This is a genomic window from Micromonospora sp. NPDC051924 (assembly GCF_055586005.1).
Window position 1 is genome coordinate 39,135 of the sequence record NZ_JBVJJA010000012.1, and the last position, 22,089, is coordinate 61,223.

Below are 22,089 nucleotides of genomic sequence, written 5' to 3' on the forward strand. Positions count from 1 at the left end.
CCTCCCCCGGTGGGGCTATTTCCCTGCGGGCACCTGGTCCTTGACCTCGGCGTAGCCGACCTTGGCGGGTGCTGCCGTGGGCGAATAGATCACCCGGATCACGCCCGTCGGAAACACCTCCGTCGCCGTCACCTTCAGGTGGTACGGCACGTCGCCGTCGTCGAACAGCTTGCGGCCCTTGCGTGCGGCCACCGGATGCACCAGCAGCCGCAGCTCATCGACCAGCCCCGCGGCGAGCAGTTGCTGCACCACGGAGATCGACCCGGGGATGAGGACGCCGCTGACGCCGGCGTCGGCCTTGAGCGCGGTGACGGCACCGAGGAGATCACCCTTGATCAACTCTGAGTTGCGCCAGGAGAACTCCAACGGCTGGCGCGAGACGACCACCTTGCGCACGTCCCCGAGCTGCTTGGCGAACGCCGCGTCGTCCCCACCCGCGGCCTCGCGGTCGGGCCAGGCTCCGGCGAAGCTGTCGTAGGTCTCGCGGCCGATGAGCAGCACGTCGGCGGTGTCATAGTCCTCGCCGACGGCCCGGCCCATGTTCTCGTCGAAGTACGGGAAGTGCCAGTCGGGGTCGATCTCGGCCACGCCGTCGGCCGAGATGAACAGCGTGGAGATGACCTTTGCCATCGCGGTGGTCCCTTCCAGTCGGGTGATGGTGGGAGGTAGACCGCCGCAGCATCCCAAACTCATCGGCCCGCCACCGGGTCAATCCCGCCGAAGAGTCGGCGAGCTGCCGGGACAGCGGTCAACCGGCGGCGGCGATGCTGGGCGATCAGGCGAACCGTGCCACCCGAGACTCGTGGCGCGGTTCGACCGAGAGGTACGGGGACAGCGCGCGGAGGAAGTCCGGCGCGTCGAAGATCTCGCCGGCGGAGGCGACGCCGCTCGTCCTCGTCCGGCCGCCGAGAATGCGATGGACCGCTTCGACCGCCAGCGGTGCGCTGATGGCGTAGATGTCCTGGCCGCTGGCGACGACGCGTCGTTGCCGGTCGCCGGAGCGCACGACGACGTCGACGACGAACGTCTGCGCGGACCGGCCGAGCTCGTCCACCGCCGTCGGTGCGGGGGTGTCCGGAGCGGCCAGGTCCTTGGCCGCGTCGGTGGTCATGTACGTGCGCACCTCGGGGATGGACAGGTGGCTGGGGACGGTGACGACGTCGGCCATCGTGAACTCGCCGAGGACGGTCCGGCGGCCCGTCGGAGCGGGAAAGTCCCATTCCAGGGTCGGCAGATCGCTCTCGTCGACGTGGTACTCCAGCCGGCCACCGGTGTAGCGGACACGCCGGCCGTCACGCCGTTGCCGGGAGACGGTGCCGGAGGCGAGGGTCCCGGCCGTCGGGTGCCAGCTGCTCAATCCGTACGCGACGTGCGCCTCGTCGGCCGCCGGCCAATCGCCCATCGCCGTCGTGACCAGCAGATCGCCGAGTCCGCCGAAGAAGGCCATCGCCGGGACCACCGCCACGCCCGCGGCCCGGGCGCGGTCGGTGAAGTGTGCGAACGTGTCGACGTTGGCCTCGATCTCGGCGGCCACATCCACGTACGGAACCCGGGTGCGCAGGGCGGCCTCGATCACGGGGGTGGCGGTCGAGGCGAACGGGCCGGCGCAGTTGACGACCGCGGCCGCGCCCTTCAACGCCTGGTCGAGCGAGGCGGGATCGTCGACCGACGCCACCCGGTATTCGAGCCCCGGGTGCGACGCCGCCAGCGCCTGAAGCCTGTCCGCGTCGCGACCGAGGAGCAGCGGGACGAACCCGCGATCGCGCAACTCCGTCACCACGAACCGCCCGGTGTGTCCGTACGCGCCGAACACCGCCACGGTCTGACCCGAAACCATCTGTAGTTCCTCCTGCTTCGAAAGATCGACTGAGGAGATCCTCCCGGCAGGGACCGACCCCCGACAGTGTCTGGAACGCCATGCCCCGTACAATTTCGGACATGGCTACTGTCGCGCTCGTCGCCACCGACGCGATGCTGCACTTCGAGCTCGCCATGGCCTGCGAGGTGTTCGTCCGCGACCCCACCGGCCTGGCCGACCCGTGGTACGACCTCGTGGTCTGCGGCCCGGGCCCGGTCCGGATCGGCCGGTTCCGGATGGAACCAGACGACGGGTTGGACCGACTCGCCCGCGCCGACACCGTGATCATCCCCGCCGTGGAGGACATCGACGCGGACGTGCCACCCGACCTGCTCGACGCCGTCCGCGCGGCCCACGAGGCGGGCGCCCGGATGGTCTCCCTGTGCACCGGCGCGTTCGTGCTGGCCGCCGCCGGGGTGCTGGACGGGCTGCGCGCGACCACGCACTGGGCCCACACCGAGGCGCTGGCCGCCCGCTATCCCCGGGTGACGGTCGACCCGGACGTGCTCTACGTCGACAACGGCAACGTGCTCGCCTCCGCCGGCAAGGCCGCCGCGATCGACCTGTGCCTGCACCTGATCCGGCGTGACCACGGCACGACGGTCGCCAACGCCGTCGCCCGCCGCCTGGTCGTGCCGCCGCATCGCGCCGGCGGCCAGGCCCAGTTCGTCACCACCCCGGTGCCCGCCCGCGACGACCATCCCCTGGCCGACCTGCTCCCCTGGGCGATGGAACGGCTGAACCGTCCACTGACCGTGGAGGACCTGGCACGCCAGGCGAACATGAGCTCGCGCAACCTGGCCCGCCACTTCAGGTCGGCAACCGGCACCACCCCGCTGCAGTGGCTGTCGACGCAGCGGATCCGCCGGGCCCAGGAGCTGCTGGAGAACACCGACGACAGCATCGACGCCATCGCCGAGGCGGCCGGCATGGGAACCGCCACGACGCTGCGCCGACACTTCCACCGCACCGTCGGTGTACCTCCGGACGCCTACCGTCGCACCTTCCGCAGCGCCGGACCTTCGGCCTCAGCCTGAACCCGGTCACGGTAAGGAGCCGACCGGACCGGGGCAGTCCCCCAAGACACTGCCGCGCGAGGCCGCCGCAGGCTCCGGCGGAGCCGTCGGAGCGTCCCCGCCGGGGAGGTCACGGCTTGTCGATCAGTTCGGCCAGTGCGGCGTCGCCCTGCGCGATGACCGTGCCGCCGGGATGGGCCACGACCATGATCCGGTGGCAGCCGTCGAGTTCGACGTACGTCTGCGGGTCGCCCCCGGCCACCGACCACAGCAGCGCGAAGCGGCTGGCGTGTCCGCCGCACGGCGCCGCCGGTCCGGCCGCCTTGAGGGCGCCTTCGATCGCCGTCCGCCGGTCCGCCGGCAGCACCGTTCCGTGCGCGAACTCGCCGTCTCCCTGCGTACCCTTCGGCACCTCGTAAACGCAGAGGCGGACCTGCTGCCGCGCGGAAAACGGCTCCGGCAGGGCTCCTGTGCGGGGGCCCGGCTTCATCGACGTCTCCACCGCCATCATGTCCTTCCAGCGCTGGGCGCAACCGGCCGCGGCGGCCTCGCCGGACTCGATCTCGGCGACCGGGCGGGTCGCCACGGTGCTCAGCCGCAGCGCGGCGAGGGCCGCACGTACCTCGGGTCGCAGCTTCTGGCACGCGTCCAGGGGAATCCCGGGCCGCGTCCACCGGCCCTCGGCGTCGACGACCGCCAACCACGGCGCCGTGGACGCCTCCATGGTGCAGTGTCCCGCTGTGCTGCTCCGCTCGTACGGCAGGCGGAGCGCGGTGACGAGGGCGGCAACGTCATCGCTGCGACGTTCCGTCGCCACCAGGTCCTCGCCGCCGTCGGCGCGTCGCTGCGTCTCCTGTCCGCAGATGACGACCGCCGCCGGGGTGAAGTCACCGTTCAGGCGGGGCAGGGCGGCCGCTTCGCTCGCCGCGACCATGAAGCCGGGTCTGGCCATCTCCGGTGCCGCCTCGGCGCACGAGGTCCAGCGCGTCTCGCCGCCGGAATCACCCGCCGTCCGGGGCGGCGGGGCGTGGTTGCCGCCGGTGAACAGGTGCATTCCTCCGGCACCTAACGCCACGACCATGGCCACCGCGAGTGCGCTGCTGCCGACCAGGCGCTGCCGGTGCCGGCGGACCCGCCGCGCCACCGCGCCGACCCGATCCGCCGGCGGTGTCAGCCGGGGAACAGCCTCGGTCAAAAGGATCTTGATGTCCTCGTCCTCATGCGTCACTTCGTGACCTCCGGGCGGCAGGCAGCTCCAGGTTCGGATCGGTACGCAGAATCCGCAGGGCACGGGAGGTCTGCACCTTGACCGTGTTGGGCGAGCAGCCGAGCACTTCCGCCGTTCGCTGGACCGTGAGGTCCTCGACGTAGCGGAGCACCACGATCGCCCGCTGCTGCCGGCTGAGCCGGACCAAAGCGCGACGTACGGCGTCGCGGTTGGCGGACTCCATGGCAAGGTCACCAGATTCGGACCTGTCCGGTGGCTGGCCCGGAATCTCGTTGCGCCAGCGCCGTCGCCACCAGGAGACGTACGTGGTGAACAGGGCCTTGCGAACGTACGCCTCGGGATGCCCGACAGTGGCGATCGTGGCCCAACGCCGCCAGACGTCTGCGAGGACGGTCTGTAACAGGTCCTCGGCCCGCTCGGCGTCACCGGTGAGCAGCCAGGCCGAACGCAGCAGCGCCTCGGAGCGCGCCGCGACGAACTCGGCAAAGCCCTCCGGCGGCATCAGTTCCCGGGGTCGTTGCATGTGTGTGCGTACCTCCCACCACATGAACGCTCCGGGAGGACAGAGAGGTTAACGCGGATGACCGGATCCAACAGCGGACGAGCCCCGGTCGATCGCTGATGAATCGACCGGGGCTCGTCGGTGGAGCAGGATCAGGCGAGGTCGAACCGGTCGAGTTCCATGACCTTGGTCCAGGCTGCCACGAAGTCGGCCACGAACTTGTCGCGCGCGTCCTCGCTGGCGTAGACCTCCGCGAGGGCCCGCAGTTGGGAGTTGGAGCCGAAGATGAGGTCGACCGCGGTGGCGGTCCACTTCACCTCGTCGGTGAGGTCGCGGATCTCGTACACGTGCTCGTCGGACCCCGACGCCTTCCACCGGGTGCCCGGGGAGAGCAGGTTGGCGAAGAAGTCGTTGGTGAGCACGCCGGGCCGGTCGGTGAGGACGCCGTGCCGCGTGCCGCCGACGTTGGCCCCGAGGGAGCGCAGGCCGCCGATGAGGACGGTCATCTCGGGCGCGGTCAGGTTGAGCATGTAGGCACGGTCGACGAGCAGCACCTCCGGCTGGGTCTTCTCGCCGGGGCGCAGGTAGTTGCGGAACCCGTCAGCGCGCGGCTCGAGGACCCGGAACGACTCGACGTCGGTCTGCTCCTGAGTAGCGTCGGTGCGGCCCGGGCGGAACGGCACGGTCACCTCGACGCCGGCGTCGCGCGCCGCCTTCTCGACGGCGGCCGAGCCGGCCAGCACGATCAGGTCCGCGAGCGAGATCTTCGCGCCGCCGGCCTCGTTGAACTCCCGCTGGATGCCCTCGAGGGTCGCCAGGACCGTCGCGAGCTGCTCGGGCCGGTTGACCTCCCAGCTGCGCTGCGGCTCGAGGCGGATCCGCGCGCCGTTGGCGCCGCCACGCTTGTCGGTGGACCGGAAGCTGGCGGCTGAGGCCCAGGCGGTGGAGACCAGCTGGGCGGTCGTGAGACCGGACTCCAGGACCTTCGCCTTGAGGGCGGCGACGTCGGCGTCGCCCACGAGCTCGTGGTCGGCGGCCGGCACCGGGTCCTGCCACAGCTGGGGCTGCGGGACCCACGGTCCGAGGAAGCGGCTGACCGGACCCATGTCGCGGTGCAGCAGCTTGTACCAGGCCTTGGCGAACGCCAACGCGAACTCGTCGGGGTTCTCCAGGAAGCGGCGCGAGATCTTCTCATACGTCGGGTCGACGCGCAGCGACAGGTCGGTCGTGAGCATCGTCGGCTTGTGCTTCTTCGCCGGGTCGTGGGCGTCCGGGATGATCGCCTCGGCATCCTTGGCGACCCACTGCTTCGCGCCGCCGGGGCTCGTGGTGAGCTCCCACTCGTAGCCGAAGAGGATCTCGAAGAAGCGGTTGCTCCACTGGGTGGGCCGGTCGGTCCACGTCACCTCGAGACCGCTGGTGATCGTGTCCCCACCCCTGCCGCTGCCGTGGGTGCTCAGCCAGCCGAGGCCCTGTGCCTCCAGCGGGGCGCCCTCGGGCTCGGGGCCCACGTGGTCGTCGGCGACGCCGGCGCCATGGGTCTTGCCGAAGGTGTGGCCGCCGGCGATGAGGGCGACGGTCTCCTCGTCGTTCATCGCCATCCGGGCGAAGGTCTCGCGGATGAAGTGCGCCGCGGCGGCCGGGTCCGCGCTGCCGCGGGGACCCTCCGGGTTGACGTAGATGAGACCCATCTCGGTCGCCCCGACGCCGGTAGCCATCTCCTTCTCGGAGACGTAGCGCTCGTCGCCGAGCCAGGTGTCCTCCGGGCCCCAGAAGATCTCCTCGGGCTCCCAGACGTCCTCCCGGCCGAAGCCGAAGCCGAAGGTCTTGAAGCCCATCGACTCCAGGGCGACGTTGCCGGCGAGCACGAGCAGGTCGGCCCACGAGATCTTCTGGCCGTACTTCTGCTTGACCGGCCACAGCAGCCGGCGGGCCTTGTCGAGGTTGGCGTTGTCCGGCCAACTGTTCAGCGGGGCGAACCGCTGGCCACCGTCGCCGGCGCCGCCGCGACCGTCGTTGATGCGGTAGGTGCCCGCGGCATGCCAGCTCATCCGGATCATCAGGCCGCCGTAGTGGCCGAAGTCGGCCGGCCACCAGTCCTGCGAGGTGGTGAGGACCTTGACGATGTCCTGCTTGAGGGCCTCGACGTCGAGCTTGGCGAACTCCTCGGCGTAGCTGAAGCTCTCCCCCAGCGGGTTGCCCTTGGCGGAATGGGCGTGCAGCACCGAGAGGTCGAGCTGGTTGGGCCACCAGTCCCGGTTGGTGCGCGGACGACCGCCGGTCTTCGGGGTCGGCGAGTCGATCGCCGGGTTCTCGCTCTCGCTGCCCTGGGCGGTCACGGAGTCGTGCGCGACCGGGCAGCCGGCCGCCGCCTTGTTGTCCACGCCCTGCGCGCTGGTGGGGGCGTTGTCCTGGGTGTCGCTCATCTGCTTCCTTCCGAACTGGCGGATCGCTGGGAGGTGCGTTCGGTCGCGCAGTCGGGGCAGGTGCCCCAATAGACGACCTCCGCCTCGTCGACCACGAACCCGCGGTCGTCGGAGGCGGTGAGACAGGGAGCATGACCGACGGCGCAGCCGACGTCGGCGATCGCGCCGCAGGAGCGGCACACGACATGGTGGTGGTTGTCCCCCACCCGCAACTCGTAACGGGCGGTCGCCCGGGCCGGCTCGATGCGCCGCACCAGGCCGGCCTGGGTGAGCGCCCGCAGCACGTCGTACACCGCCTGGTGGGAGACCGTGGGCTGATCGGCCCGTACCAGGGCGATCACCGTGTCGGTGTTGACGTGCGGATGGTCGCGCAGCGCTGCGAGCACCGCCAACCGGGGTCGGGTCACGCGCAACGAGGCCGCCCGCAGCCGCGCCTCGAAGTCGGACGTCATGTGACGACCCTAGTTCACTCTTTTGGAATGAATCAAGTTTTGCTTCGACCTCGACCGCAAACCTTTCGACGCCCCGACCCTCAGGGCAGCGGCCCGGTCAGCGCAGCCCGGCGAACAGGTCGTCCTCGGGTGTCGGCGCACCGGTGGTGTCGCGGACCCGGACGAAGGTCTCCACGCCCATGAGGTCGGTGAACCGCTCCTGGCCGAGTTGCAGGAAGAAGATGTTCTCGGCCTGGCTGGCGTGTGCGGCCAAGGATTCGAACTTCTGCCCGCCGTAGGCGCTCGTGTCCACCCAGGTGGTGATCTCGTCGTCCGGCAGGCCGAGCTCCGGCATTCCCTCCGACGGCCCGTCCGGCTCGGGAAACTCGACGCCGATCTCCTTCATGACTCGGCCGAAATCCTGGAACGCGCTGCGCGGCACGGTGGTCCAGTACACCTTGGGGGTGATGTCCGTCCGCTCAAGGGCGGCCATGGTGATGCGATGGGCCTGGATGTGGTCCGGGTGGCCGTAGAAGCCGTTCTCGTCATAGGTGACGACGACGTCGGGCCGGTAGCGGCGGATCAACTCGGCCAGCCGGTCGGCCGCCTCCCCCACCGGCGTGTTCCAGAACGCGCCGGGCGCGTCGTTGGTCGCCCAACCCATCATGCCCGAGTCGGCATAGCCGAGTGTTTCCAGGTGCGTGACCTTCAACGCCTCGCAACTGGCCGTCAACTCGGCCTGGCGCATCGCCACCACCGCCTGCGGGTCGTGCCCGGGGTCGCCCGGCTTGGCCCCATCAGGCCCGTCGCCGCACTGCCCGTCCGTGCAGGTCACGAGCACGGTCGTGATTCCCTCCGCCGCGTACCGGGCGAGGATGCCGCCGGTGCTCGTCGCCTCGTCGTCGGGGTGCGCATGCACTGCCATCAAGGTCAGGGATCGCTCAGCCACCCCACCACCATACGAGGGAGGCCGGACGCACCCGCACTGCCGGCGGCGCCCGGACCGGAAGTCCCGCTACAGTTGGCGGATGCCTACCGCCCTCGTCACGGGTGCCACGTCCGGTATCGGCCTGGAGTTCGCGCGCCAGCTGGCAGCCCGCGGGGACACGGTCGTCCTCGTCGCCCGGACCGAAACCCGACTTCGGGGGGTGGCTGCCGAGCTCGAGGCCACCCACGGCGTCACGACCGAGATTCTCGTCGCCGACCTTGCCGACCGGGCCGATGTCGACCGAGTCGCCGAGCGGGCTCGGACCGTCGACACGGTGGTGAACAATGCCGGATTCGGTATGCGACAGCGCTTCTTGGACAACGACCTCGACGTCGAGGAGGAGATGTTCGACGTCCTGTGCCGGGCCGTCCTCGTCATCTGTCATGCCGCCGGCCAGGCAATGAAGGAGCGCGGCAGAGGGCAGATCATCAACGTGTCCAGCGTCGCCGGCTGGCTTGCCACCGGTACGTACTCGGCCGCCAAGTCGTGGGTCACCGTTTTCAGCGAGAGCCTCGCGGGCGAGCTCGCCCCTTCCGGAGTCACCGTCACCGCCCTGTGCCCCGGCTTCGTCCGTACCGAGTTCCACCAGCGCGCCGGGATCGGGACCGGGGCCATCCCGGGTCGAGCCTGGCTCGACGTCCGGCGCGTCGTTCGCACCTGCCTGCGGGACGCCGGCAGGCGCAAGGTGATCTCTGTCCCGAGCCCGCTCTACAAGGGAATCGTCATCGCCGCGCGCCTGGCTCCCCGACGCCTCCTGCGACAGAGCGGCACTTCTGTCGCGCGGGCCCGCCTGTCCCGCTGACCCCACACCCGCGGGTGTCTCGCGGTACCGTCTGCGGCATGACAACTGCGCTGGTCACCGGTGCCACGTCAGGGATCGGGCTGGAGTTCGCACGTCAGCTCGGCGCGCGCGGCCACCACCTCGTCCTCGTCGCCCCCGAGGCCGATCGTCTCGAACGGATCTGCGCCGAGTTCGCCGAGACGTACGGCGTGGAGACCGAGGCCCTCCTCGCCGACCTGTCCGTACGCGCCGACGTCGAGCGCGTCGCCGAACGCGCGCGCACCATCGACATCCTCGTCAACAACGCCGGATTCGGACTCCAGAAGTGGTTCCTCGACAACGAGCGGGCCGCCGAAGAGGCTCTCCTCGACGTCCTGTGTCGCGCGGTGCTCGTCGTCAGTCATGCCGCCGGGCGTTCCATGCGGGACCGGGGCCGCGGCACGATAGTCAACGTGGCCAGCGCCGCGGGCTGGGTCGCGGGAGGGACGTACTCGGCGGCCAAGTCGTGGGTCATCGCGTTCAGCGAGGGCCTTGCCTCCGAGATGGCCCCTGCCGGGGTCACCGTGACGGTCCTGTGCCCGGGATTCGTACGAACGGAGTTCCACCAGCGAGCCCAGATCAGCCTCGACAAGCTTCCCGGTCCCATGTGGCTCGACCCGCAGCGCGTCGTCCGCGACTGCCTCGCCGACGTCGACAAGGGTGCGGTGATCTCGGTGCCGAGTCCGATCTACAAAGGACTGGTGCGGTTGGCCCGGGTCGCGCCCCGCCGACTCGTCCGCAGCGGCGGTATGCTCACCAAGCATCGTCCGCCCCTGCGGTGAGCGTGGCTGGGTCATGCGAGAAGCGATCCTATAGGCGAGCAGCTACTAGTGGTTGCATTCCTGTTTAGAGCTGTCCATAGTTGACCGTCGTGGGCGGTGTTTATCGGATCGGCGAGTTTGCCAAGCGGGTGGGCCGTTCGGTGAGCACGGTGCGCCGGTGGGAGGCGGAGGGCCGGATCAGGGCCCGTCGTCTGCCGTCGGGGCAGCGGTATTTCGACGATTCCGATGTGCGCAGGGTGCTGCAACCGGGCTTCGACGCCGGCCGGCGGAGGGTTGTGGTGTACTGCCGGGTTTCGTCGCCGGGTCAGAAGGCCGACTTGGCCTCGCAGGCGACCGCGATGGAACAGTTCTGCCTCGCTCGCGGTCTGGCCGTGGACGAGTGAGTCAGTGAGGTCGGCGGCGGGATGAACCTTCGCCGCGACAAGTTTTTGGCGTTGATGGACGCCGTCGACCGGGGTGAGGTTGCCACGCTGGTGGTGGCGCACAAGGACCGGTTGGCCCGGTTCGGGTTCGAGTTGCTGGAGCATCTCGTGGCGCGTGGCGGCTGCGAGATCGTCGTCGCCAACCAGGAGTCCCTGTCCCCGCAGCGGGAGTTGGTCGAGGACCTCCTGGCCATCGTGCATGCCTTCTCGGGCCGGCTGGACGGTTTGCGCCGCTACGAGAAGGAGTTGAAGGGGGCGGACTTGACCATGGAGGGTGGCCGGTGAAGGTCACCCGGATCGCCTACTCGGCGCGGCTGAATTCGGGCAAGTACGCCGCTCTGGTGGAGCAGGCCCGCCGGTTGGGTCGGGTGCGCAGCGAGGTGTGGCAGCGTTACGGGTCGATCAACGGTGTCGGGGCCGGCCTGCGGGATCGGCAGGTGCGGGACCGGTGGCTGACCGACGGCACACACGCGTTGTTTGGTGTGCTGGCGAACGCGTGGAAGGAAACCGTCCGCGACGCCATGGCCGACATCGCCGCGAACCTCGCGGCGGCCAAGATGCCGGTGCGGCGGGCGATCAACCGACACACCAACGATCCGGCCGAGCGTAAGCGGATGTTCACCGCGCTGAAGACCGATCAGTGGGCCAGTGACCCGTTCCTGGCTCGACAGATGCGCAAGCATTGGAGGCGCGGCCGCAACCGCACGCATGATCAGATCGTGGTGCGCGCCGACCAGTACAACACTGCCGTCGATGGGTGTGGCCGGTTGTGGCTGGCGGTCCCGGGTCTGCAACGCCGCAAGATGGTCAGGATCCCGCTGCCCACGACCGTCGCGCCGGCGGGGACGTTGCGGCTGATCCTGCGCGGCGGCCGGGTCGAGGTGCACTACCAGATCGACGCCTCGGGTATGCGGTCGTCGCAGCGGCCGTGCGGCGAGACGACGGTCGGTGTCGACAAGGGTTACACCGAAGCCCTGACCGACTCCGACGGCCAGCCCCACGGTGCACGGCTCGGCGTGCTGCTGACGAGTGAGTCGGATCGGTTGAAGGAACGTAACCGGCGGCGGGCGAAGCTCCGCTCGATTGCGAACAGCGCCGCCGCGCGGGGTGACCACGCGAAAGCGCACCGGATCACGGTCAACAACCTCGGCACCGTGAAGCGGGAGCGGCAGGCCGCCCGGCATCGGGCGCGGGTGCGCACGGAAATCTTCACCGCCGTGCACGAGGTCGTGGACAAGGCCGCCACCGTGGTCGCCGAAGATCTCACCAAACGCTTCGCCGGCCGCAAGAAGCTTCCGAAGAACCTCATCCGACGTCTCGCCGCGTGGACCAAAGGAGTCACCGCCTGAACGCTGCGATCAACATCCTGCACCGAGCCGGCGACCCCGACATCGCCCTGCACACCCCATACCACAAGGTGAAGCAGATCCTGCAGGACCGGACCGATCGCCACCGGACCAGACTGCCGGTCCAGGACTCCAGCCCAGCCACCGCCGAGCGGAGAGCGAATTATCCAAACCGCTCGACTATGAGCAACGAATAGGAAGCAGGACCAATGAGTGCAGCGGTGCACGACGGCCGGGCTGCCCGGGCCGTCGCAGCGGTGGGCCGGGCGTGCGTCCGGCACCGGTTCGTCGTGATCGGGGCGTGGTTGCTGCTGGTGCTGGCGCTGGTGACCGGCGCGAGAGTGATCGGCACGCCGACGGACAACGACGTGAGTCTGCCGGGTACGGACTCCCAGCTCGTGCGGGACCTGACCATGACGCCGGCGACGCCACCCACCTCCGGGACCGTGATCCTCGTGGCCCCGACCGGGCGGCTGGACGACGCCGCCCGCTCCGGCGTGCTGGCGGCGACGGCGGCGTCCCTGCAACGGGTTGCGCACGTGACCACGGTGAAGCCCCCCTCGATGAGTGACGGGTCGCTGGCGGCGGACGGACGCACCGGCTGGTTCACGGTGGGCCTGGATGTCCGCCGGGCGAATCTCACCGCGGACATGGCACACGCCGTCACGGATGCCGCCCGGCCCGCCGTCGAGGCCGACCTGCGGGTGCTCCCCGGTGGAGCACTCGCCCAAGTCATCGATGGCTCGGGTGGCCACGGCAACGAGTACATCGGTCTGATCCTGGCCGCCGTCGTACTCTTCCTCGCGCTCGGCGGCCTCCTCGGTGCAACGCTACCGCTGCTGACATCGGCGCTCTCGCTGATCGCGACGTTGGAGACCGTAGGGCTCGCCGGGAACGCGACCTCGATCCCGACCGTGGCGACGACCGTGGCGACCATGGTCGGCCTCGGCGTCGGCATCGACTACTCACTGTTCCTGCTCAGCCGGTTCCGGGAGCTGGCGCAGTCGGGCCTTCCGGTTCCGGAGGCCATCGGACGCGCGGTCGGCGACTCAGGCACGGCGGTGGCCTTCGCCGGTGTGACGGTCGCGGTAGCGCTCGCGGGGCTCGGCCTCACCGGGGTGCCGCTCCTGCAGACGCTTGCCTGGACGTCCGGGACCGCGGTCCTGTTCGCCGTTCTCGCCGCGCTCACCCTGCTCCCCGCGCTGACGTCGCTCGCCGGACGTCGACTTGCCCGCGGAGGGATGCTGTACAACGGGCTGAGTCGGGCGCTCCGTCGCCGACCCGGGTCCACCGGCGCCGGCGCCTTTTGGGCGCGCCAGGCCGACCGGGTGACTCGCCGGCCCTGGCTCGTCGGTGGCTCCGCGCTCGTGCTGCTGGTGTTGCTCGCCGCACCGGCGACCGACCTGCGGCTCGGCCAACTGGACGCCGGGTCGTCGCCGGCGTCCACCGCCGTCCGCCAAGCGAACGACGTCGTCTCAGCGGCGTTCGGCCCGGGCAAGGGGTCGCCGCTCATCGTGCTCGGCCAACTGCCGACGCCGGTCACCGATGTCCGGGATCCCCGCGTTGCCCAGTTCGTGGCGACGGTGCGGGCCCAGCCGGGGGTGGCCTCCGTCGGACCGGTGGCGCCGTTCGGGGACGGACGAGTCGTCACGGTCCAGGCAATCCCCTCGACTTCGGGCAGTGACCCGGCGACGGCTGACCTCGTCCACCGCTTGCGTGGCTTGTCCGTGCCAGGCATGGCCGTGCATGTCGGCGGCACCACCGCCGCACGTGCGGACCTCGCCGAGCGGGTCACCTCCAAGCTGCCGCTCGTCATCGGAGTCGTGCTGCTGCTGTCGGTGGCAGTGTTGCTGCTGGCCTTCCGGGCGCCGCTGGTCGCCCTGAAAGCGGCCGCGATGGATTTCATCTCCATCGGGGCTGCCTACGGCGCCCTGACGGCGGTGTTCACCTGGGGATGGGGCGTGACGTGGCTCGGGCTCTCCGGTCCGGTGCCCATTCCGAGCTACGTGCCGCTCATGCTCTTCGCCCTGCTGTTCGGCCTGTCGATGGACTATGAGGTGTTCCTGCTGACCGTCGTCCAACGGCGCTGGAATCTGACCGGGGACAACCTGCGATCGGTACGCGAGGGCCTGACGGCCACCGGCGGCGTGATCACCGCCGCGGCGACGATCATGGTGGGGGTCTTCATCGCGTTCGTGCCCAACGACGACCCGACGATCAAGATGTTCGGCGTCGGAATGGCGGTCGCGATCGCCGTCGACGCGACCGTCGTCCGCGGTCTGCTCGTTCCGGCGACGATGGCGCTGCTCGGCAACCTCACCTGGTGGACACCGCGCTACCGGCGGGTGGGCGACCTGCGCCCCGCCGAGCCGGCCTGACGGGCTCGAGCGGCGCACTCGACGCCGGCGACGGCGCCGCTCAACGCTCAGCTTCGCCCTGGCTCAGCGAGCCGACACCGTCCATGGGCTCGGGCTCGGGCTCGGGCTCCGTGCCGGTGGCCGTGGCGGCGGCCGGTGCCTCCGGACCGGGAGCCGCGCCCACCGCGGTGAACCGCAGGACGTAGACCGCGGCGGCGAAGACAAGGCCGGCGATGGCCATGCCGGCGATCCCGTCGACGATGTAGTGGTGGTTGAGGTAGACCGAGGCCAGGAGGACGAGGCCCAGGAACGCCGTGACGACGACGCGGAGGGAGCGGTACCGCCACGCGAACAGGGCGGCGAGAAAGGTCTGCCCCACGTGGAGGGACGGCAACGCGCCGAAGATGCTCGAGCTGTCCGCGTACTGCGAGGAGAACCACGAGACGCCGACGATCTGGTCGAACCGGAGACCGCCGGCGGCCTCCGGTGGCGCGGTGACTACGGCCGGGCCGGTGCCGTAATGCGCGACGTACCAGGGCGGCGCCGTCGGATGAACGAAGTGGATGGTGTAGCCGATGAGGTGCAGCGCGAGCAGCGCCCACATGATGACCTGTGCCTCCCCGCGTCGCTCCACGAAGCGCCACCAGCCCGCCAGCACGAGGAAGCCCATCATGAATCCGAGGTAGGCCAGGCCACAGACGACATCGAGAACCGGTGTCGTGTGACTCTGGAACCACTCGGCCGGTGTCACCAGACCGTGCGCCGTCCGCACGCCGAACCAGGCCAACTCCCAGTCGCGGGGGCCGGTGACGTCGATCCTCATCCCGCTCACCGCGGGTGAGAGCAGGCGTTGTCTGTCGTAAACGAGGAGCTGGATGAGGAACGGGGCCGCGAAGAGCGTGAAGGCCCGCCACCGGTGACACGTGACGACGACCACCGTGGCTACGGCGGCGAGGACCAGCCGGAAGACCAGGGGCCCGTTCGACACCAGCAGGTAGCCGATGTACGCCACGCCCGCAACGCGGGTGACAAGGGTGAAGCTCAACGCCCGGGGCCCGCGGTCACCGTGGGGAGGCCGGCGTGGTGTCACGAACGTCGCGTATCCGGCGCACGAGAACGTAGTCCTGTGCGTAGGCGTCGGCGAGCTGCCCGGTCTCCGGGTCGAGCAACCAGGGCATTGCGAGCCGCTCGGGCACTGCGAGGGGCGTGTTGAACGGCACGTAGGTGCCGAAGACGTGGTCCCACACGGTCGTGGTGACGCCGAAATTCCGTCGCGGGGTGTGGAAGTGATGCTGGACGTGGCTCAGTCGGATCCACCGTCCGTAGGCCGTGCGCGGTGGCCTCAGGTGAATGATGCGGTGGAGTGACTCGTAGGCGATGTACGCGACCGCGAGCCCGCACGGGAAGGCTGCGGCGTCGTAGCGTCCGAGGGCCAGCCGGAGGAGCGCGACGAGGGTGACGACCACAAAGGCGAGTGCGAGGAGCTTGCGGGGCCAGCCGACCATACGCAACGGGTCCGCGTGGTGGAGCGCGTGCTCCTTCGCAAACGGGTTGCGGAGCTGGCGGGAGTGGAAGACCTGCCCGTGCAGGAGCCACTCGAGGAGAGTCCACGTGAGGACTCCCGCGGCGAAATACGCCAGCACTCCTGCTACCGCGGTAGCCGAAATGGTCATGGTGCCCCCCTACTCTCCACGCCGCTCGTGCGCGGGCGTACGGTGCGGTTACAACGAATCTTTCCTACGCCCCGGACGTAGGTGAGGCAACGCCTTACGCCCGGCAGCGGAATCGCGACACGTCATGGGTCACAACCGTCCGAAAACCACTGACGCGTTGAGGCCCCCGAATGCGAACGAGTTCGACATCACCGTACGGGCCGGGTGTTCCCGCGCGACGTTCGGCACACAGTCGAGATCGCATTCCGGATCCGGCTCGTCGAAGTTGGCGGTGGGAGGTACCACGCCGTGCTCGAGGGCCAGGAGGGCGGCCACCGCCTCGATCCCTCCGGAGGCACCGAGGCCGTGACCGGTGGTGCCCTTCGTCGAGGACATGACGGGCACCGAACCAACCCCGAAAACGGTCTTGAGCGCCGCTGTCTCGGTCGGATCATTGGTGAGCGTGCCCGTGCCGTGGGCGTTGATGTAGTCGATCTCGGCCGGCGAGACGCCGGCTGACCGAAGAGCCTTCGTCATGGCCGAGGCCATTCCTTGAGCACTGGGTCGGGTGAGATGGCCGGCGTCCGCGCTCGAGCCGACGCCCAGCACCCGGGCCCGCGGTACGAACCCCCTTGCGCGTGCGTGCTCGGTCGACTCGAGCACCAGGATGCCCGCGCCCTCGGCGAGGACCAGCCCGCTGCGGCCCGCAGCGAAGGGTCGACAGGTGTCCGTCGACAACACACCGAGGGCCTCCCAGGCGCGCAGGGGTCCCTCGGCGAGACACGACTCGGTGCCGCCACAGACAGCGGCGTCGACGACGCCCGACTCGATGAGCTGTGCGGCGATCCCGATCGAGTGCGTCGCCGACGCGCAGGCGCTGGCGACGGCGAAGGCAGGCCCGCGGAAGCCGAACGCCATGGCGATCCAGCTCGCCGCGGAGCTGCTCATCATCTTCGGCACCGTGAGCGGGCTGACCCGCAGGCGGCGCTGCCGGTACAGCCGGTCGTACTGCTCGTCTATCGTCGCGACGCCCGCGGCGCCACTTCCGACGATCACCGCGACCCGGTCGGGGTCGCAGGAGTCCGCGGTCAGACCGGCATCGTCCAGCGCGCTCCGCGCGGCCGCCACGGCCACCAGTGCCGACCGATCGCACAACGACGGATGCGAGACGGCTGATCCGGTGATGAACTCCGAGGAGCGGATCTCCGCCACCGGCACCCCCACCTGGGGGCAGCCCGACGGCGGCGCGAACTTGAGGGATGGCTCGACGAGGCCGTCCCAGAACTCTCCCAGGCTCGTGCCTATCGGGGTCAGCACCCCGAGCCCGCTGACGTAGACGTCCTTCATCGGCCACTCTCGGACGTCTGCGGCGCGGCCTCGCGGATGCGCTGGTCGAGTTGCCCGGCCATCGCCACGAGGGTGGAGTCCATGCCGAGCAGGACCTGGTCCAGCCCGAGCCGGACGGCGAACTCACGTTCGACGATGAAGAGCACTTCGAGAGCGATGAGGGAATCGATTCCCATCATCGCAAACGACCTTTCCGGATCCACCTCATCCGGCGGGCACGACAGGATCTGCGCGAGGTTCTGGCGGATCACGTCGACGATGTATTCGATGCGCTCTTCGCCCTCCAGCTCGCCGAGCCGCCCCAGGGACTGCCCAAGCGGCTGCGCAGCGGCGAGCGACTCCAGCGCGGGCCGCGCGCTGGCCCACGGCAACAGGTCCGCCGCCGACTCGTCCCAGGAGACCACCGTGAGGTTCGGCTCGTCCTGTGACAACGCCATGTCGACGGTCGAGAGAACCTGGTCGACGGTCAGCCGCCGCAGGCCCAGCCGCTGCCACACATCGTGGAGCTGCGATCCCTCCGGCGTGGCACCGAAGCCCACCTCCCCGACGGGCCCCCACGCGATGCTGACGGCGCGGACCCGGCCCCTGTGCAGGCGGCGCGCCACGCCGTCGAGCACGGCGTTCGCCGCCGCGTAGTTGGCCTGTCCCGGGGACCCGAGCGTGGCGGCCGCGGACGAGAAGAGAACCATCGCTTCGGCACCCAGGTCCTCGGCGAGCTCACCGAGATGCAGCGCACCGCCGGCCTTCGCCGCGAGCAGCACTCGGGTCTGCTCATCGGTGGCGGCCGCCAGCGAGGACACGCACGACCGCCCGTCGAGTCGCCAGTTGGAAGCGAGATGGAACACGCCTCCGATGGCGTCGCCGCGCTGCCGCAGGCGGGCCGTGAGCGCGCGCACCGCTGCCGGGTCCCCGACGTCCAAGACCTCGTACTCCACGCTGCAGCCCAGGCTCTTGAGCAGCCGGAGGTTGCGCTCACGGTCGTCGTCGAGCGGACTGCGGCCGAGGATCAGCAGGCGCTTCGCCCCGCGGCGGGCGAGCCAGCGCTCGATCTCGAAGCTCAGTCCCGCTGCTCCGCCGCTGACGACATGCAGGCGCTCCGTCGACAGGCCCTGGTTGCTCGCGGTGGGCGGCAGCATCGAGGCGCGCAGGCGCGCCACGAGCGGGCCGTCGTCCTGCAGCAGGATCTCGTCCTCCGCGGAGCCGGAGAGCAGGTAGCTCGCCAGCATCCGGCCGGCTGCGGCCGGGTCGTCGACATCCACGTCGACGAGGCCACCCCAGCTGTCGGAGCTCTCTGCGGCGTGGCAGCGGCCCAGTGCCCAGGCGAAGTCGTGCTCGGGTCGGACGACGTCGCGGGTCCCCGGGCCGTGAAGCCCGGTACGCGTCACGATCCACAGCCTCGCCCTCGGCCGAGACGCCACCTGCTGGCATGCGTGCACGACCGCATGGGCCCACGCCCAGCTCGCGTCGTCGGTCAGGTCGGGTCCGGTCAACGGCACGGTCTCGTCCACGAAGAACACGTGACGCTGGTCGACTCCGGCGCCGTCGAGGTCGTCGGGGGCCGCCAGGGGCTCCGTCGCGACGTCCACACGCCTGACGCCGACCCCCGGGTCCGTCTCCCGCAGCGCCGCGGCCAGGGCGTCGGCGCATTGGCTCGGCCCCCACGACAGGAGGATCCACTCCGCATCCGTCGCCGCGCCCGGCCGGGGCTCGAACGCAGACGTCTTCTCCCACTGCAGGCTGAGGATCCGCGTCGGATCGTCCTCGACATCGTCGACCCGGACCTGTGGTGAGCCCATCGTCATCACATGCTCCCTCGTCTCGGCTCTTGGGCGACGGACTCGTTCAGCTCGGCGAGGTAAGGCAACTGCCGACGGATCTGCTCGCCTCGCAGCCCGAAGTCCACGAGGCAGGCGACCTCGTCGACGCCCAGCTTGCGCGCGGTCTCGATCGTCGTACGTGCGTCCTCGACCGTGCCGATGAGCGACCGGCCGTCGAGGGCGCGCTGGAAGTGCGCCCGCACGAACTCATCGACGTAGCGGGCATTCAGCCGGTCGAGATCGACGCCGCGGTTCCGGGCGGTGGCCAGGCCCCGGGCCAGTGGCGCGATGGTCTTGAGATATTCGCAGTACGGGTCCCTGACGACATCGATCACCTCGTCCCGGTCCCGGCCGACGAAGGTGTGCAGCATGAGCGCGATGCGGCCGTCGGCAGGGTCGCGACCGGCCGCCGCGAGCTCCTGGCGGTAGGCTGCGATGTTCTCCTCCAGCTTCTGCAGGTTGCCGTCGAGGACGTGGGTCAGCACCCCCTCGCCGCGCCGTCCGGCGCTGCGGAACGTCTCGATGCTCTGCGCGGCGGCGATCCACACCGTGAGGTCCTGCTGCACCGGGCGCGGCAGGGCTCGCACCCGGATGTCCTCGCCGGTCCCCGAGCGGGCGTCGTGCAGGCCGCCGCGCCACAGGGCCTGCACCTGGTCGATCAGCTCGAAGAGCACGGCATGTCGCCGCTCGTAGCGCTCGGGGAAGAAGGCGAAGTCACTGGGCAGCCAGCCGGAGGCGAACCCGACCTCCAGTCGGCCACGGCAGAGGTTGTCGAGGACGGCCAGGTCCTCGGCCATCCGCAACGGATCGTGCAGCGCCGCCACCAAGCTGCCCGAACGAAGCGTCAGGCGTTCCGTTCGGGCAGCGACGGCCGCCAGCAGCAGCACCGGATTCGGGAACGGGGCGCCGAAGGTCGAGAAGTGGCGCTCAGGCAGCCAGATGCCGGAGAACCCGTTCCGGTCCGCGAACTCGGCCAGCTCAAGGATGGTCCCGTACTGGTCCGCGGCGCTGGACTCAAGCGCGCCGGAGAAGAACATGAGGCTCAGTCGCATGGGCCCCCCTCTGCGCCGGCCGATCCGGACGACGCCTCGTCGACGGAGCCTTCGCGGCCGCCCTCCACGTAGGAGAACCCGCCGTACATGAACTTGGTCGCCTCCGCTCCGAGTACGCCGAGCACCTGTCCGGGGCCCAGTAGGTGCTGCTCGCGAACGCTGTGCAGCCCGATCCACGTCGAGGCAGAGCCGGTGTTCCCGTAGTCGGCGGCGCAGTTGTGGAACTTCTTCGCCGGGATGCCCAGCAAGGGAGCGAGCACTTCGCCCATGCGGCCGTTCGCCTGGTGGGTCAGGTATCGGGTGACCTGCGGCTCGCCCAGGCCGACCGACTTCAGCGCCTCGAAGCCCGCGAAGAACAGGTCGAGGCCCTCCTCACGTGCCAACGTGTAGTCGTTGATGAAGCCCTTCGATCCCGGCTGTTCCGTGTCGTGTGCCGGCCTCGAAGAGCCACCCGTGACGAGGCTGAAGCCGGAGGGTTTTCCCAGGCCCAGGGTTCCGAAGTAGGCGTTTGAAAGATAGGCGCCGCCGTCGCCCGCGGATCGGGAGAGGACCACCGCGCCGGCCCCGTCACCCATCTGCGCCGCGTTGACCAACTGGCCGCGGTCCGACACGGCTTCGTCGACGTCGAACAACACGGACCCGGTCTCGCTGCCGACGATGCACACGCAGTCCGCCGCCATCGATGTCAACATGGAGCTCGCGATCATCAACGCGTTGGCGAAGCCTGTGCACGCCTGCCGCAGTTCCATGTACTGCCCGGGGTAGCCGAGGAGATCGGCGACCCACGAGACGTTCGGCGGCAGCAGCGTGTGTGGCGACGTCGTGTGCCCGATGAGGAGGTCCACGTCACCGATCGTGAGCCCGGCCTGGTCGAGCGCGGCACGAATCGCACGCTCGCACAACTCCGGGTTCGTGTCTCCCGGGCGGGGCAGCTCACGGGTGGCGGCGCGATCGCGGGACAGAAATCGCTGGTACACACCGAGCTGGTCCGCGATCTTGCCCACGAACTCGGACCGATGCTTACCGGCCCCCAGGGCCATGAACTGCACCATGTCGTCGTTCGACACGGGCGGCCCGGGCATGGCGACGCCGGTTCCCAGGACGCCCAGCCGAGCGGAGATCATCCGGTATGCCGGCGGCAACCCGGTCACCTCTCGACCCTGGCCGGCTCATTCTGACCAGCCACGGGCTCATCCTGACGAGCCACGGGTAGGAACAGGGGGTTGGCGACGAAGCGCCGGACGAAGGCCACGGTGAAGCTGCGCTCGTAGGGAACGCCAATGTCGTGAAAGTCGTCGCGCAGGATCTTGGCCACCTTGACCAGCCTGGGTCCGGGCACTCCCGGGTAGGCGTGGTGTTCGGCGTGCCGATTGGCGCCGCTGAGGAACATCTGGCCGAAGAGGTCGCAGTCGAAGGAGGTCGACGCCTGCAGGGTGTTGTCAGCCACCAAACCCTGGTGGTAGACCATGTCGTTCAAACTGCCGAGGGTCGACCCTGCCACGATCGTCAGCAACAGGAAGTGCCACTGCGCGCTCGGCAGCACCATGCCGAGTGTCACGTAGAGCGCCACCGCGGCGACCGGTCCCCACAGCGCCCGAACCACGTTGTTGTGCTTCAGAGCAATCAGCGGAGCACGTACCAACAGGAAGATCGGTGCGCCGATGACGGACGCGACCGTCAGGAGGGCCATCGTGACCGGTGTAGACCGCCTGGGGAAGATGACCTCCTGGGGATCGGCTTCCGTACGGAACCTGGCGTGATGGGTCAGGTGCGCGGCGCGGTAGCCCGGGTAGGACGTCCCGACGATGACCGACATCAACTCCCCGAGCAGCCGATTGACCCTTCCGCTGCGGGCCAGATGCCCGTGCGCGGACTCGTGCATCAACCCGAAGATGCCGATGAACTGGAGAGCGCCGAACACGATGAAGATGACCTTGACGGGCACGACGAACGGGCCGGAGTACGTCGACCCGACGGCGATCCCGAAGATGAGCATTGCCACATAGGCGGGAAGTTTCCATTTTTGCCAAGCAACAGGCACGAAA

At 69.8% G+C, this 22,089-nt stretch carries 19 protein-coding genes and 1 pseudogene; 6 read left to right on the forward strand and 14 right to left on the reverse strand.

Annotation, left to right across the window (positions count from 1 at the left end; genetic code table 11):
• Positions 1-15 precede the first annotated feature (15 nt).
• Positions 16-630, reverse strand: a complete 615-nt coding sequence (locus ACZ6S5_RS12105) for a dihydrofolate reductase family protein (RefSeq protein ID WP_466000022.1) — start codon at positions 628-630, stop codon at positions 16-18.
• A gap of 145 nt (positions 631-775) precedes the next feature.
• On the reverse strand, positions 776-1,837 hold the full coding sequence (locus tag ACZ6S5_RS12110) for a saccharopine dehydrogenase family protein (RefSeq protein WP_466000023.1): 1,062 nt from the start codon (positions 1,835-1,837) through the stop codon (positions 776-778).
• A 101-nt stretch (positions 1,838-1,938) separates the two neighbouring features.
• Between ACZ6S5_RS12110 and ACZ6S5_RS12115 the strand changes: the two genes are divergently transcribed.
• Positions 1,939-2,895: a helix-turn-helix domain-containing protein gene (locus tag ACZ6S5_RS12115; RefSeq protein WP_466000024.1), complete on the forward strand. Its 957-nt coding sequence runs from the start codon at positions 1,939-1,941 to the stop codon at positions 2,893-2,895.
• A 109-nt stretch (positions 2,896-3,004) separates the two neighbouring features.
• Here the strand turns inward: ACZ6S5_RS12115 and ACZ6S5_RS12120 are convergent, their stop codons facing one another.
• From ACZ6S5_RS12120 to ACZ6S5_RS12140, 5 genes are all read right to left on the reverse strand, one after another.
• Entirely contained in the window at positions 3,005-4,102 is a 1,098-nt protein-coding gene (locus tag ACZ6S5_RS12120; RefSeq protein ID WP_466000025.1) for a hypothetical protein, read from the reverse strand.
• On the reverse strand, positions 4,092-4,625 hold the full coding sequence (locus ACZ6S5_RS12125; RefSeq protein ID WP_466000026.1) for a SigE family RNA polymerase sigma factor: 534 nt from the start codon (positions 4,623-4,625) through the stop codon (positions 4,092-4,094). The genes ACZ6S5_RS12120 and ACZ6S5_RS12125 overlap by 11 nt, the downstream gene beginning before the upstream one ends.
• 131 nt (positions 4,626-4,756) lie before the next feature.
• The gene (gene katG, locus ACZ6S5_RS12130) at positions 4,757-7,030 is read right to left on the reverse strand and encodes a catalase/peroxidase HPI (RefSeq protein WP_466000027.1); all 2,274 of its coding nucleotides are present in this window, start codon (positions 7,028-7,030) and stop codon (positions 4,757-4,759) included.
• Complete coding sequence (locus tag ACZ6S5_RS12135; RefSeq protein WP_466000028.1) at positions 7,027-7,482, reverse strand: Fur family transcriptional regulator; 456 nt, start codon at positions 7,480-7,482, stop codon at positions 7,027-7,029. Before ACZ6S5_RS12135 ends, katG begins: the two co-directional genes overlap by 4 nt.
• Before the next feature lie 97 nt (positions 7,483-7,579).
• Positions 7,580-8,410, reverse strand: coding sequence for a PIG-L family deacetylase (locus ACZ6S5_RS12140; RefSeq protein WP_466000029.1), 831 nt, complete (start codon positions 8,408-8,410; stop codon positions 7,580-7,582).
• Positions 8,411-8,489: 79 nt separating this feature from the next.
• On the opposite strand from ACZ6S5_RS12140, the gene ACZ6S5_RS12145 reads away from it, so the two are divergent.
• The 5 genes and pseudogenes from ACZ6S5_RS12145 (at position 8,490) to ACZ6S5_RS12165 (ending at position 14,197) form a co-directional block, all read left to right on the forward strand.
• Positions 8,490-9,251 (forward strand): SDR family NAD(P)-dependent oxidoreductase, encoded by a 762-nt coding sequence (locus ACZ6S5_RS12145; RefSeq protein WP_466000030.1) that lies wholly within the window; start codon positions 8,490-8,492, stop codon positions 9,249-9,251.
• 38 nt (positions 9,252-9,289) lie between these two features.
• The gene (locus tag ACZ6S5_RS12150) at positions 9,290-10,051 is read left to right on the forward strand and encodes an SDR family NAD(P)-dependent oxidoreductase (protein WP_466000031.1); all 762 of its coding nucleotides are present in this window, start codon (positions 9,290-9,292) and stop codon (positions 10,049-10,051) included.
• A gap of 89 nt (positions 10,052-10,140) precedes the next feature.
• Positions 10,141-10,758 (forward strand): annotated as a pseudogene (locus ACZ6S5_RS12155) (IS607 family transposase).
• Positions 10,755-11,822: a nuclease/transposase family protein gene (locus ACZ6S5_RS12160; RefSeq protein ID WP_466000032.1), complete on the forward strand. Its 1,068-nt coding sequence runs from the start codon at positions 10,755-10,757 to the stop codon at positions 11,820-11,822. The pseudogene ACZ6S5_RS12155 and the gene ACZ6S5_RS12160 overlap by 4 nt, the downstream one beginning before the upstream one ends.
• 410 nt (positions 11,823-12,232) lie before the next feature.
• Positions 12,233-14,197: an MMPL family transporter gene (locus ACZ6S5_RS12165; protein ID WP_466000134.1), complete on the forward strand. Its 1,965-nt coding sequence runs from the start codon at positions 12,233-12,235 to the stop codon at positions 14,195-14,197.
• A gap of 40 nt (positions 14,198-14,237) precedes the next feature.
• Here the strand turns inward: ACZ6S5_RS12165 and ACZ6S5_RS12170 are convergent, their stop codons facing one another.
• From ACZ6S5_RS12170 to ACZ6S5_RS12200, 7 genes are all read right to left on the reverse strand, one after another.
• A complete protein-coding gene (locus ACZ6S5_RS12170; protein ID WP_466000033.1) occupies positions 14,238-15,188 on the reverse strand; it encodes a phosphatase PAP2 family protein in 951 nt (316 codons plus the stop codon).
• A 49-nt stretch (positions 15,189-15,237) separates the two neighbouring features.
• Positions 15,238-15,849: a sterol desaturase family protein gene (locus ACZ6S5_RS12175; protein ID WP_466000034.1), complete on the reverse strand. Its 612-nt coding sequence runs from the start codon at positions 15,847-15,849 to the stop codon at positions 15,238-15,240.
• Between the two features lie 129 nt (positions 15,850-15,978).
• Entirely contained in the window at positions 15,979-17,175 is a 1,197-nt protein-coding gene (locus ACZ6S5_RS12180) for a beta-ketoacyl-[acyl-carrier-protein] synthase family protein (protein WP_466000035.1), read from the reverse strand.
• Positions 17,172-18,977: an SDR family oxidoreductase gene (locus tag ACZ6S5_RS12185; protein ID WP_466000036.1), complete on the reverse strand. Its 1,806-nt coding sequence runs from the start codon at positions 18,975-18,977 to the stop codon at positions 17,172-17,174. The genes ACZ6S5_RS12180 and ACZ6S5_RS12185 overlap by 4 nt, the downstream gene beginning before the upstream one ends.
• Positions 18,977-20,044, reverse strand: coding sequence for a MupA/Atu3671 family FMN-dependent luciferase-like monooxygenase (locus ACZ6S5_RS12190; RefSeq protein WP_466000037.1), 1,068 nt, complete (start codon positions 20,042-20,044; stop codon positions 18,977-18,979). The genes ACZ6S5_RS12185 and ACZ6S5_RS12190 overlap by 1 nt, the downstream gene beginning before the upstream one ends.
• On the reverse strand, positions 20,035-21,195 hold the full coding sequence (locus tag ACZ6S5_RS12195) for a 3-oxoacyl-ACP synthase III family protein (protein ID WP_466000038.1): 1,161 nt from the start codon (positions 21,193-21,195) through the stop codon (positions 20,035-20,037). Before ACZ6S5_RS12195 ends, ACZ6S5_RS12190 begins: the two co-directional genes overlap by 10 nt.
• Complete coding sequence (locus ACZ6S5_RS12200) at positions 21,192-22,085, reverse strand: fatty acid desaturase family protein (RefSeq protein WP_466000039.1); 894 nt, start codon at positions 22,083-22,085, stop codon at positions 21,192-21,194. Before ACZ6S5_RS12200 ends, ACZ6S5_RS12195 begins: the two co-directional genes overlap by 4 nt.
• Positions 22,086-22,089 lie beyond the last annotated feature (4 nt).

Coding starts and splice junctions, on each gene's coding strand:
- ACZ6S5_RS12105 (WP_466000022.1), bottom strand. CDS start 630: ATGGCAAAGGTCATCTCCACGCTGTTCATCTCGGCCGACGGCGTGGCC.
- ACZ6S5_RS12110 (WP_466000023.1), bottom strand. CDS start 1,837: ATGGTTTCGGGTCAGACCGTGGCGGTGTTCGGCGCGTACGGACACACC.
- ACZ6S5_RS12115 (WP_466000024.1), top strand. CDS start 1,939: ATGGCTACTGTCGCGCTCGTCGCCACCGACGCGATGCTGCACTTCGAG.
- ACZ6S5_RS12125 (WP_466000026.1), bottom strand. CDS start 4,625: ATGCAACGACCCCGGGAACTGATGCCGCCGGAGGGCTTTGCCGAGTTC.
- katG (WP_466000027.1), bottom strand. CDS start 7,030: ATGAGCGACACCCAGGACAACGCCCCCACCAGCGCGCAGGGCGTGGAC.
- ACZ6S5_RS12135 (WP_466000028.1), bottom strand. CDS start 7,482: ATGACGTCCGACTTCGAGGCGCGGCTGCGGGCGGCCTCGTTGCGCGTG.
- ACZ6S5_RS12145 (WP_466000030.1), top strand. CDS start 8,490: ATGCCTACCGCCCTCGTCACGGGTGCCACGTCCGGTATCGGCCTGGAG.
- ACZ6S5_RS12150 (WP_466000031.1), top strand. CDS start 9,290: ATGACAACTGCGCTGGTCACCGGTGCCACGTCAGGGATCGGGCTGGAG.
- ACZ6S5_RS12165 (WP_466000134.1), top strand. CDS start 12,233: ATGACGCCGGCGACGCCACCCACCTCCGGGACCGTGATCCTCGTGGCC.
- ACZ6S5_RS12175 (WP_466000034.1), bottom strand. CDS start 15,849: ATGACCATTTCGGCTACCGCGGTAGCAGGAGTGCTGGCGTATTTCGCC.
- ACZ6S5_RS12180 (WP_466000035.1), bottom strand. CDS start 17,175: ATGAAGGACGTCTACGTCAGCGGGCTCGGGGTGCTGACCCCGATAGGC.
- ACZ6S5_RS12185 (WP_466000036.1), bottom strand. CDS start 18,977: ATGACGATGGGCTCACCACAGGTCCGGGTCGACGATGTCGAGGACGAT.
- ACZ6S5_RS12190 (WP_466000037.1), bottom strand. CDS start 20,044: ATGCGACTGAGCCTCATGTTCTTCTCCGGCGCGCTTGAGTCCAGCGCC.